General features: G+C 54.3%; 11 protein-coding genes. 4 read left to right on the top strand and 7 right to left on the bottom strand.

The window, feature by feature from the left end; all coding sequences use genetic code 11:
- Window positions 1-2: 2 nt before the first annotated feature.
- The gene (rodA, locus tag TH4_RS15895) at window positions 3-1,166 is read left to right on the top strand and encodes a rod shape-determining protein RodA (RefSeq protein WP_063090283.1); all 1,164 of its coding nucleotides are present in this window, start codon (window positions 3-5) and stop codon (window positions 1,164-1,166) included.
- A 56-nt stretch (window positions 1,167-1,222) separates the two neighbouring features.
- On the opposite strand, the gene TH4_RS15900 is transcribed toward rodA, so the two are convergent.
- The 5 genes from TH4_RS15900 to TH4_RS15920 form a co-directional block, all read right to left on the bottom strand.
- Complete coding sequence (locus TH4_RS15900) at window positions 1,223-2,689, bottom strand: GGDEF domain-containing protein (RefSeq protein WP_064781900.1); 1,467 nt, start codon at window positions 2,687-2,689, stop codon at window positions 1,223-1,225.
- A gap of 47 nt (window positions 2,690-2,736) precedes the next feature.
- A complete protein-coding gene (locus tag TH4_RS15905; RefSeq protein WP_245227945.1) occupies window positions 2,737-3,816 on the bottom strand; it encodes an ABC transporter substrate-binding protein in 1,080 nt (359 codons plus the stop codon).
- A 314-nt stretch (window positions 3,817-4,130) separates the two neighbouring features.
- On the bottom strand, window positions 4,131-4,331 hold the full coding sequence (locus tag TH4_RS15910) for a hypothetical protein (protein WP_064781983.1): 201 nt from the start codon (window positions 4,329-4,331) through the stop codon (window positions 4,131-4,133).
- A 236-nt stretch (window positions 4,332-4,567) separates the two neighbouring features.
- Window positions 4,568-4,909, bottom strand: coding sequence for an Hpt domain-containing protein (locus TH4_RS15915; RefSeq protein ID WP_064781902.1), 342 nt, complete (start codon window positions 4,907-4,909; stop codon window positions 4,568-4,570).
- 87 nt (window positions 4,910-4,996) lie between these two features.
- On the bottom strand, window positions 4,997-5,890 hold the full coding sequence (locus TH4_RS15920) for a phytanoyl-CoA dioxygenase family protein (RefSeq protein ID WP_157097776.1): 894 nt from the start codon (window positions 5,888-5,890) through the stop codon (window positions 4,997-4,999).
- A 117-nt stretch (window positions 5,891-6,007) separates the two neighbouring features.
- On the opposite strand from TH4_RS15920, the gene cobD reads away from it, so the two are divergent.
- A complete protein-coding gene (cobD, locus tag TH4_RS15925) occupies window positions 6,008-7,108 on the top strand; it encodes a threonine-phosphate decarboxylase CobD (protein ID WP_064781984.1) in 1,101 nt (366 codons plus the stop codon).
- 6 nt (window positions 7,109-7,114) lie between these two features.
- Here the strand turns inward: cobD and TH4_RS15930 are convergent, their stop codons facing one another.
- Window positions 7,115-8,725 carry a sigma-54-dependent transcriptional regulator gene (locus TH4_RS15930; protein ID WP_064781904.1) on the bottom strand — a complete coding sequence of 537 codons (1,611 nt, stop codon included), beginning with the start codon at window positions 8,723-8,725 and terminating at the stop codon, window positions 7,115-7,117.
- Window positions 8,726-8,907: 182 nt separating this feature from the next.
- On the opposite strand from TH4_RS15930, the gene TH4_RS15935 reads away from it, so the two are divergent.
- Both TH4_RS15935 and TH4_RS15940 read left to right on the top strand, forming a co-directional pair.
- Window positions 8,908-9,213, top strand: a complete 306-nt coding sequence (locus TH4_RS15935) for an STAS domain-containing protein (protein WP_064781985.1) — start codon at window positions 8,908-8,910, stop codon at window positions 9,211-9,213.
- A gap of 3 nt (window positions 9,214-9,216) precedes the next feature.
- Window positions 9,217-11,277: a SpoIIE family protein phosphatase gene (locus TH4_RS15940; RefSeq protein WP_064781905.1), complete on the top strand. Its 2,061-nt coding sequence runs from the start codon at window positions 9,217-9,219 to the stop codon at window positions 11,275-11,277.
- 12 nt (window positions 11,278-11,289) lie between these two features.
- Here TH4_RS15940 and TH4_RS15945 read toward each other — a convergent pair whose 3' ends face one another.
- Complete coding sequence (locus TH4_RS15945) at window positions 11,290-11,901, bottom strand: hypothetical protein (RefSeq protein WP_064781906.1); 612 nt, start codon at window positions 11,899-11,901, stop codon at window positions 11,290-11,292.
- Between the last annotated feature and the right edge of the window lie 25 nt (window positions 11,902-11,926).

Below are 11,926 nucleotides of genomic sequence, written 5' to 3' on the forward strand. Positions count from 1 at the left end.
CCATGGCAGGAAGCAGATTTCGCATTGGTGAAGATCCGGATTATGTGCCGATTGGCCGCCGGTTGTTGTTGCTGAACTGGACGCTTGTTCTTTTGATCGCAGCCCTATCTGGCATCGGCTTTGCCATGCTCTATTCCGCGGCCAACGGGTCACTGCAACCCTGGGCCGAACGCCAAATGATGCGTTTTGCCGTGGGTGCGGCACTGATGATCATCATCGCGGTAACCGATATACGCGTCTGGCTGAAGCTTGCCTATTTCTCGTATTTTGTCGCGCTGATTTTACTGGTAGCGGTCGAAATCAAGGGCGATATCGGCATGGGCGCGCAGCGCTGGATCAATCTGGGTTTCTTCCAGTTGCAGCCGTCCGAGCTGATGAAAATCTCTTTGGTTCTTGCACTTGCACGGTATTTCCATGGTTTGACGACCGAAGATGTCGGTCGTATCCCGCTTTTGATCCCGCCGATTTTGATGGTTCTTGCGCCCTCTGCCCTTGTCTTGCGCCAGCCTGACCTTGGCACCACGTTGCTGCTGATTGCCGGGGGTGGTGTGATTTTCTGGCTGGCTGGGGTCCGCATCTGGAAGTTCGCGCTTGTTCTCGGCACGGCACTTGCGGCCATTCCGATTGGCTGGCAGTTCTTGCGTGAATATCAGAAGAACCGCGTTCTGACCTTCCTGAACCCGGAAAATGATCCGCTGGGTGCGGGCTATCACATTACGCAATCAAAGATCGCGCTTGGGTCTGGCGGGCTGTTTGGCAAAGGGTTCATGTTGGGCTCCCAGAGCCATCTGAACTTCCTGCCGGAAAAACAGACCGACTTTATCTTCACCATGCTGGGCGAAGAATTCGGCTTGGTCGGCGGCATGGCGTTGCTAGGCCTTTATGCGCTGGTGATCACCTACGGCTATGTCATCGCACTGCGCTGTCAGAACCAGTTTGGGCGCCTTGTCGCCATCGGTGTGACCTCGACCTTCTTCCTTTACGTCTTTATCAACATCGCCATGGTGATGGGGCTGATCCCGGTGGTTGGCGTACCGTTGCCGCTTGTGTCTTATGGCGGAACAGTGATGATGACCATTCTGGTCAGCTTCGGCCTTTTGATGAGTGTATCAATCCACCGCGACATCCGGATTTCCCGACAGGGTAATGACGACGGCCGGAATTAAAGACACGCATTCCTGATGCACATGCATCCGGCGTCGCACCGGAACTATCCGATCAATCAAATGTCAGACGGCAGCTGATCTTTGAATTCCGAAAGCGTGCTAAAGTCAGCCTGCTTGCATCGATTACGCCCGGTTGCCTTGGCATCATAAAGTGCGTGATCCGCCAGTGAGTACAATATCCCAGGAATATCGGTGTTTTCCGAGTTCCTCAGAACATCAAATTGCGCGGCAACGCCCTGATCAAACTCAGCCAAACCCTTTGCAGACGGCAAGCCCGACACCCCAAAGCTTGAGGTAAAGGAAAGTTTGCTGCCGCCATACTCGACACTGTTCTGCTCCAGGCCCTTGCGTAAACGTTCAGCTAGGATCATCGCGCCCTGCAATTCTTCCCCCGGCAGCAACACAGCAAACTCTTCACCGCCCATGCGCGCCGGAATATCAATGGAGCGCAGTGTTGTTCTAAGTGTTTCTGCCAAGGCAACCAGAACCGCGTCACCGGCCTGATGGCCATAGGTATCGTTCAACGCCTTGAAACGGTCGATATCAAGAAGAATGAAGGATACAGGCGTATCCCTGCGCCGCCAGACGGCAACAGCGTCTTCCAATCTGCCGAGAAAGGCACGACGGTTAGGCAACCCGGTCAATGGATCCGTTGACGCAAGCACTTCAAGCTTTTGCATCGCGGAATTGAGTTCTTCTGTACGCTGCGCGACACGCTCTTCCAAGGTGATGTTCGCATTCTGCAGTTCGTCGCGCGCTCTGCGCAATTCCCCGATTTGCTTGCGGATCATTCCGAAAAGCCCGACCGTCACCGAACCAAGCAACTGAACTTCGTCGTCATGACGATGCTCCGGCGGCATCTGAAGCGGGCGACTATCGTCTGTCGGGTCCGCATTAACGATATAGTTTCCAAGCCGGATCACGGGCCTTGAGAAGACAAAATAGCTCATTGCCGCAAAACCAAGGGCCATCACAGCTGCCAGAACCATGGTCGCGAGGAACGACCACGAAAGACGCGTCATGTAGGCGTCCACATAAACCTGTGGATTAAGCTCAATCACCATCTCGCCAATGGTGGCGACAGGTTTGCGTTCGGGGTCGCGCACCGGAACTGTAATGGTTTGCAGTCCGCCAAACATCGTCTCGGCCCAGCGCGAGACCGGTATTTCACCGGCGGGTCGTTTTAACTCAAAAAAGATACCGTCATCGGCGTTGGTAAGAATAACGCGTGCAATGGACCGATTGTTGAGCATCCCGCGCACCATAATATTGGCCAATTCGCGGTCGCGCTTGATCATGACTTCAGTCGCGACAGGCGCACTGGAGGAAAAGATACGCTGGTTGCTCTGCTGATAGACACCTTCGAGCCAGAGATAATCCTGATATCCGCGAATGGCGACGATGATGAGGCCAAGAGCAACTGCCAGGAAAAGAGAGTACTTTAACTGACGAGCCGCAATTGTGCTGCCCAATCGCATCCCGGCAAGATCATCAAAATGCTTTTCGTCTGGTTCTCGTGCCAAGCGTCTCGACCTTGTCTTTCTAAATATTTACCGGATGATGGCTTATGCTATTCACGCATGCCATCGCCGGGATGTAACACAAAGTTATACTCTGTGCCGAATGGGGAATTGGCAATACTAAAATCCTTAAAATCCAAGCTGTTCCAATCCCTGCTGCCCAGGACATCGACAAAGTGAGATATGTTTTCGCGTGTGATCGCCTCCATCCTGAAAGAGATTTCGGGATGATGGGAAAGAAATTCAACGCCATGAATGTAATCGTGCAGCAATACCATGACCCATGCGCCAGCAAAGAAGTGTCCCCCGTGGGTCATGGTCATCTTGCCGTCTGCGACGTTGCGCAAGCCCGCAGGTGACCAGTTCAACCCGCCGACAAAGACATCTTTCCCGGGTTTCCGCCCTGCTTTCTCCAGAGCGGCAACCGCACCCAGCGCAATATCATCATTGGCAGCCCAGACCGCATCGACGCACCCGCCCCGTCTAAGCCAGTTTTCTGTCTGACGGTATGCCTCATCGTATGACCAGTTTGCCACCAGACGACGCTGTTCGCGAAGAAGCGGAAAACGACTAAGCGCATGATCAAGCCCCTGCAGTCGCTGAAGCGAGGCTGGTGTCTTGCTGTCCCCGGCGATGGATAACAGGCATAGCGGCGCTGGTTGCCGATTTTCGGTTTGAAGACGTGCACTATCGATCAGGGATTTGGCGATGTCGTATCCAGCACGCTCGTTATCCGGCGTCAGGGAGAATATCCAGTGATCAAAATCCCTGCCCGGATAGCCATATGCGTTCTTCTGCTCTTTCGTTAGGTCATTGAGCAACATGATGACCGGGATGCCCCGTTCTTCTGCTTCCAGAACGATGCGCGTTCCCTGCTGATGTTCGTTAACGGCAATGATGTAATCAGGCGCGGGCTCAAGGGCAAAAACCTTCTGCGCACTTTCGATCATCATCTTGCTGTCGCGGTTGCTATCGAAAACGATCAGCTCATAGCCAAACTGATCTGAAGCCGCCTGCATGGTGTCGCGCACATCTTTCCAGAAACCGCGATCCCCATACCCCGGATTGATAAAGGCGACGCGTGTTGGAACGTCAGTGGCGTCGTGCTCCGTCGCTTGTGTGGCCGCCATAGGCAGGCACCAAAGCATAATCACGAAAAGCACAACCAACGCGCACGACTTCAAACCAATTTTCTGTTCTTGCTCATTTTGCTGCGGGCTACAGCGTCGGACTAAACCACCCACTTAGGCATACCTCGATTTATAATACATCGCTTCAAACCGGCAACGCGTGCATGCTTACGCCAAGCCACAGTTACAAACGGTGGCGGAAGCAACAAGCGCCCTCCACCCCGGCCGGTTAGTTATAATATACGATGGTATACATACTTGATGTCAGGATGGGAACCGGTTCTTTGCAAAATCGAGGTAAAATAAACGCGATATCAGCCGCCGGTTGATTGCGTACGCTTCAACGCTTCGACCAATTCCTTGTTCGACATGTTGGCCCGGTCCTGTATGCCTTTCTGCGCGGCCAAATGATAGAGATCATCTCGACGCCACTTGTCGTAACTTGGCGCACCGTGAAGTCGCTGTGCAGAAGTTTCCTGATCTGTTTGCCCAGAAATTTTATTAAAGCTCGCCACTGTTGCCTCCATGTTGGGACGGTCACAAGCAGTCTTGGCACTTTGTACAGTGCTGGTGGATGAAAATCCGTTCTAGATTTCATGTAGGGGGAATTGACTGATTTTCTATTCCCCGGAACGCATTTTTCCTCGCCAAACGGCGTAACAAACTGAGTAATCTTGCAAAAATAATGAAAAAGGCAGATCCAATTGATCTGCCTTTTGGGTCACTCACACCACTGCGCAACAGATAACAGCTATGGCATGGCAAGAAGCGCACGCATGGCGTCCACTGTCTGCTCTGTTATCTCGTCGAGTTCCTGGATCTTGTCATCAAGCGCGGGATCGAAATCACCCTCGAAACGTTCAAACGCCAATGCAGCTTCTGCAAGTTCGGGCGCCGCCATGTTTCTGGCCATCCCCTTAATGGCGTGTCCGGACCGCTTGATACCATCAGGGTCCTTTGTCGTTGCGGCTTCAATCAGTCGGGCGCGCTCTTCGTCGTAGGACGCCGGGAGCAAATTCACCAGCAGCAATACCTGATCCTTGCCAAGGACCTGGCACAACTCTTCAAAACGGGCGTTATCAATCAATTCCATCGACAAACCTCTCTGTGCAGCCCATGGCAGTATCACGTCTGGCACAACACCACTCAACCCGTACCAATGTCGGGGGCATTCCGGCTTTTACTGCATATGGTTAATCGTAGCACAGGCGTCCACAACGTCATTTGCCCATTTAAGGGTTTCGGCATCCATTGATTGCATATGACGGTATTTTTCAAACTGCTTGGCAATCAAGACCAGACGTTCCAGAAACACCGGCGGATGATCAAGTCCCAACAATTGATCGGCAAGCGGATCAAAGGCGGCATTCTGAAATTCAAGTGACAGGCTGATCCTGGGTTCGCTGGCATACGAGCTTGCCCTTCCCCCCCAATGATAAAGATCCTGTCGCCAGCCCATTACCGCACCAGGCTTGGCCGGAAGGGCGCGAATATCTTGAAGGCGGACCTCCCCCGGTTCTGAAACCGGTGCCGGGTAACCTTTCTCAAAATTGCGGGGCAAAACATGCATACAGCCATTCTCAGGCGTGGCATTGCTCAGCGGCACCCAAAGAGAAAGGCTGATCAGCATCTCATCGCCAATCGTACTTTCACCCTGATAATCGCGATGCGGTGGCCAGCCGCTTCCATCAGCATCGGGATCGACATGCCACGCCCAGAAGTGCGGCAAAAGCGCAATCCGATCGCCCAGAAAATGGGTCAGAAGCGGGCGTAACCGACGAAACACATCCCACGCTTCATCGTAAAGATATATCAGCGCGGGTGACAGGCCATTGGCAACAAGCACTTCAATCCCGCGACGAAGCTTTTCAAGCTCTCCTGCCGGCAAAACATCGTGGATCAGGAAATATCCCTCGTCCCAAAACCGTTCAGAAAGCGCGCCCCCGTCAAAACCACCTTTACCGGCGCCCATTTCTGCGACATCGGTGCCCGGACTTACACCGTTGGAAATTGATAGTTGCGGGTTAAGCTTCTGCCATACCTGAATGTTGGTGGCATTTTGGGCTGTGATCATGGGAAAATGTCCGGTATTGAGGATGGCCGGACGATACGCAGCACTCTCCGCGATGGCAAGCGCGGAAACTTAATCCAAACCACAGACAGTTCACTTTCGATCAGGCTTGGCCCCATCATGACAAACAGCCATATCACGCCAAAGCAACAACCGCCGATCAATCACGGTGGCGCAGTTGATCGTGCGGCAAGCCGATATGGCATCCCAACAAGCGACTGGTTGGATTTATCGACGGGTATCAACCCGATAGCCTACCCGGTTCCCGATATTGAAAACGCGCACTGGCAACGCCTGCCTCTCACCTCGGAGCTTGATGGACTGAAAGCGGCAGCCAAGCAGTATTACAACCTGCCGACGACGGATCATCTTGTTTGCGCCCCGGGCACACAGGCGCTGATCCAGATGATCCCGTTCTGGCTGAAAGACCGCATGGCAGATCGGACGACTAGAATCGTCCATGTCATGGGCCCGACATACGGTGAACATGAACGGTGCTGGCGACGTGCCGGGTACCACTGCCAAAGCCACCAAACCGATCCGGCTGACAGGATTGCCAAGGCCACGGATATTCTGAGCACTGCCGGGCCGGGATCAGTCGTTATCCTTGTCAATCCCAACAACCCTGACGGAGCCATGTTTGCCCCTGACGATATCTTCAAGCTGGGCAAACTTGCAGATGCACGCAGTTGCTGGCTTGTGGTCGATGAGGCCTTTATGGATTGCCAACCGGACCAATCGGTTTGTTCGCGCATTGATCAATTGCAAAACACCATTGTGTTGCGTTCATTTGGCAAGTTTTTCGGCCTTGCCGGGGCGCGACTTGGCTGTGCCGCCATGGATCGCAACCTTGCAACAGATCTTGAAAGTCGCATTGGGCCATGGGCCATTCCCGGCCCGACGATGGTCGTTGGTGCGCAAGCTTTTTCCGATACGCACTGGCAGCAGCAAAGCCGAACACGTCTGACGGCAGATGCAGCGCGGCTTGATGATCTCATCACCAAGAACAGCAGACTGGCTCTATCAGGCGGCACCGATCTTTTCCGCTACTACGACGGCGCGGATTGCGTTGCCTTGGCAGATCACCTTGGACACCGGGGCATTCTGGTCCGGCTATTTGATCATGATGCAAACAAGGTTCGGTTTGGCCTGCCCGGAGCTGATGCAGACTGGAAACGCCTTGAAGGCGCGATGGCAGATTGGCACAGCGCAAACCGGTAAAATGACCTAAAGGCCACTTTCTTCCCAGGACTGCTTTTTACGATAGATTGTTGACGGGCTGACACCCAGGGCATCGGCTGCACGCGGGATGGACCCGCCACAACGCTCGATCGCCTCTTCGATTGCCTGTTTTTCAACCTGCCAAAGCGGCTTTATCTCGCCAAACCCCAGCCTTCCGGACCCGGATGCTGAGGGCGAAAATTCGGCTTGGTCTTCGCCACCGAAGTTGCCCGCAGCACCAGCACCAAGCAGTTGGTTGCTGCGCCCGGAATTATGGTTTTCGACAACCTTGCGCATTTGCCGGGCACCGGCAAGAAAGGCCAGTGCCTCCGGATCACCGGCCCAATGACGTCCGGGACCGCCCGGCTCGTTTGAAACGACCGGATGGGGTGGCGGGGCTTCAATCGTCCCTGACCCGAACTGGTCACCGTCAGTGCCGCTATTGACCGGCCTTGGCACCATTGAAAGCGCCACCTCGGTCCCGTTATTGAGCACAACAATGTTACGGATGATATTTTGCAACTGGCGAATATTGCCCGGCCAGGAATACCGTGCAAACAGGGCGGAAACTTCGGGACTGAACCGTTCGAAATCGCGGCCTTCCTCGCGCGTGAAGCGTTGCAGGTAGAAATTGGCAATTTGCAGGATATCGTTATCGCGATCACGCAGGGGCGGCATATGCAGCGGAATAACGTGCAAACGGTAATAAAGGTCTTCGCGGAACCGACCGGAACGCACTTCTTCAAGTGGATCGCGGTTGGTCGCACAGACAAAGCGCACGTCAACTTTTTCTATCGAACTGCCGCCGACTTTCTGGAATGACCCGGTCTGGATAAACCGCAGAAGCTTGGTCTGCAGGTCCAGGTCCATTTCGCAAATTTCATCCAGAAACAGCGTGCCGCCATCCGCACGATGTGCTGCCCCTTCGCGGTCGGAAACAGCACCGGTAAACGCCCCTTTGACGTGACCGAAAATCTCGCTTTCCATAAGATCTTTGGGAATGGCACCACAGTTCAGCGGAATGAACGGATCCTTTGCCCGTTCCGAACGACGATGGATTGCCTCGGCGGCGAGTTCCTTACCCGTACCGGACTCACCGGTGATAAAGACAGTCGCACGGCTGGGGGCAGCATTTTCGATAATGCGATAGATATCACGCATGTTTTCCGACCCACCGATGATGTCGAAATACATCTCGTCGGCATCGGGACTTTCCAGATCAATATCCGGTGCAGTCTGAAGGGCGGGTGCACCTTTGATCGCCTTGGTCACGGTGTCGCGCAACTTGTCTGCGGTGAAGGGTTTTAACAGGAAATCCCACGCCCCTTCGCGCATCGCCTCGACCGCGACATTGATCGATCCGTGGGCCGTGATAACAACAATTTTGCAATCCGGTGCGATTTGCGCGGCAGCGCGAAGAACCTCGCGCCCGTCCATATCGGGCAAAATAAGATCAAGAACAAGTACATCCGGTGGATCATGACGCAAACGTTCTATGGCGTTTGTGCCACTGACGACGTGATCAACAACATGACCGTCGGCACGCAAGTAATCCTGATACACGCGCGCCAGCGACAGCGTATCTTCCACAATTACAATGCGTGCCTGCTCTGGCATTTTCTTGTTCGTATCCCGATATACCAATGTAGGTCAGCATACCGATAGTGTTGCTCATCTCACAACTACTAACATGTATTGCAGTCACTACCCAAACCATACACAATCAGATTAACGTTAAGAAAAGCATAGTCTTGGCCGGGTTTCCGCCACTGGCCAAACGCTTCAAGGAGAGTCCAGACTTGAATTACAAGACAGAATTCGCCAATGGAACAACCACAGTCGAAGTGACCGGTCGCTTCACATTCGGCGATCATTCGAGCTTCCGCAAACTGATCGAAGAAGTTCGCGGACATGGCTCGTCCACGCTTGTTCTGGACATTTCCGGTGTCGATTTCATTGACTCTGCCGGTCTTGGCATGTTGCTGCTTGCACGCGACGAGGGCGAAAAATCCAACACAAACGTTATCCTGCGTGGCGCACAGGGACAGGTCAAGCGCATGCTTGAAGTTGCCCGCTTCGATACCTTGTTCCAGCTGGAAAACTAATCAATGCCTGTTGGCCGAGATTCACGTGCAAAGTACTTGGTTGCCGTGCCGCACTCCGTCGCGCAAGACGACCTGTCAAAGCTTGTCGCGGGGATAAACCTGTGGGACGCGACAGAAGCTGTTTCGGCCAAATACATATCAGGGCAATCGCCCGAGGATTTTTCCAGCCAACGGCGTTTTTCATTTTGTATTTTGCCTTCACAGGTCGGTCGCGACTGGCTTGGCAGCCTGATTCGTCTAAATTGCGACACCTTTGTTGAATGTTTCCCGGAACTCGACCTTGGCGACTTGGCACTGCTGGTCGGTAAGAAATCACTGCCAAAACATGACCTGCTGGTCTGTCTTTCAACACGCAGCGCCTATCATTTGCCGGTGGCGCGCAAATTTGTGACCAGCCTTCGCCATCGCGGTCTGATTGGTGATGGCGTCGCGTCCTCGGTTGAAATGGCCGTGCAGGAAGCATTCGCCAACTCGCTCATACATGGCAATCTCGAACTTGCAACCGGCGGCCATCTGTCGATGGATCGCTTCAAGGAGCTCGGCGAAGAAACCGAACGCCGCCTCGCATCCGGCCACCATGGTGCCCGTGCGATTATCCTGACAGCGCGTCGGCGCAAAAATGGCCAAGTCGTGATTACCATCAATGATCAGGGCAACGGATTTTCACCGCCTGATGCAAACGCAACCGCCCCGATTTCGCGTAAGGACACGACCTTTGGCCGCGGCCTCCCCCTGATCAGAAGCCTCTGCCACTCTGTGAATTTCCTGCGGGATGGCCGCACGATCGAACTGACTTTTGATGACAGTCAAAGCACGACGGCGTTAGGCGACACGGCATTCCTCAATGATCTTGAAACACGCCTGACGACGTCGCCCGATGCACTGCGCATTGCGCAGAACGCAACCATCCTGATTGCCGACGACACCCTTTTGTCGCGTGAAATCATTGCGTCCTACCTTCGGGCTGACGGGTTTACCAATCTGGTTTTTGCCAAGGATGGCGAAGATGCGATTGCCCAGATCAAGGCGCATAATCCCGATCTGATCATTCTTGATATCATCATGCCGAAACTGGATGGTTATGCCGTGTGCAAGGCCGTCCGTGCTGATCCTGCCTTTGCGAAAACCCCGATCATCGCCCAAACCGCCCTTGAGGAGAACGAAGGGCGCACGCGCATTTTCGATGACGGGGCAACGGACCTTATTCTCAAACCCCTCAACAAGGCAGAACTGATCGCACGCACCAAGATCCATCTCGAAAACCGGCTGCTGGTGCAGCAACTTCAGGCCTATCAGGCACGCACCCAGTCGGAACTGGAACTTGCGCGCAACATGCAGGAAAACCTGAACCCGACACCGGAACACTATCGTGGGGTCGGCATGGATTACGGCATGCGGATCAGTGCGACATTCCAGATGTCGTCCGAGCTCGGCGGCGACATGTGGGGGCTGGTGCCAATTGATGCCCACCGACTTGGCGTTTATATCGTTGATTTCGCAGGTCACGGGCTTGGTGCCGCACTCAACACCTTCCGCCTGCATTCCCTGATATGGTCCGAACAAGTCGACGATCAGACGCCGGATGTGTATTTGCAGCGGCTTAATCGTCATCTCAAGGGGCTTTTGCCAGTCGGGCAATATGCGACAATGCTGTATGGCATCGTTGATCGACAGAACAACACGTTCGCCTATGCCAGTGCTGCCTGCACGTCACCTGTTCTGGGCAACACTGCGACCGGCGAGGCACGCTATCTTGATGGTTCCGGGGTCCCACTTGGCGTTATCAGGGACGCCCGCTATGAAACCCGCGAAGTGCCGTTCGACAAGGACAGTTTCCTGCTGCTTTACAGCGACGCACTAATCGAAACAACCTTGGACAATGGTCAGTTTCTCTGTGAGGCAGGCTTGCTCAAGATGTTGCAAGACACCGTTCTGGAAGGCGGTCGTGACATTGACCTTGCCGCACAGATTGCCGATCAGTTCATGGACCGTGCACCGGCAAAGCTTGATGATGATTTCACGATCGTTTCCCTGCAAGCAGCCAATATCCCGTCTGCTGGCTAGAAACTTGCCGGATCAGGAAGCGCGGCACCCACGACCGATGGTGGATCGGATCAGGTCGCCAAACGGCTCGACATCACCCCAAATGACCTGTGTATGGTCAAATGTGGGTTGCGCTCGGGTCTCGCGGTCATCATGCGAAACGACATACATACGGCTTGCGACCACGGTGCGTATCAGGTTGGCAAGCCCTTTGCGCGCACCGGCATGATCGGGTTCAGCGGCAAGAACAGCACCAAGTTGATCAAGTGCGCGCATCTTGTCCCGGCATCCCAGCAAATCAGCCGCAAGTACGCGCAACTCCCGCGCATCGGGGCGCAGGCTGATGGCGATTTCAAGATGTTCAAGCCCAAGATCACGGCGGCCGGTCTGGATATAGACCCTTGTAAGGCCCAGATGCGTCGCCCCATCAAGATCATCAATCAGCAACGCCCGGCCAAACGCATTCAGTGCAAGATCACAAAGACCAAGATCAAGCAGAACATGGCCCAGCACACGAAGACGGGCGGGCTGATCGGGAAGGCTGTCGATCAGACCGCGCAGACGGGTGCGGATTTCCGGGGCGAGATCGATATCGCCCGTAATTGCCATTGCGGATGTTTGCAAAATCTCTGTCTGCGACGACATGGTCAACGGCCTCGTTCCCGCCAAA

Source organism: Thalassospira tepidiphila MCCC 1A03514 (assembly GCF_001662875.1).
GTDB lineage: Bacteria > Pseudomonadota > Alphaproteobacteria > Rhodospirillales > Thalassospiraceae > Thalassospira > Thalassospira tepidiphila.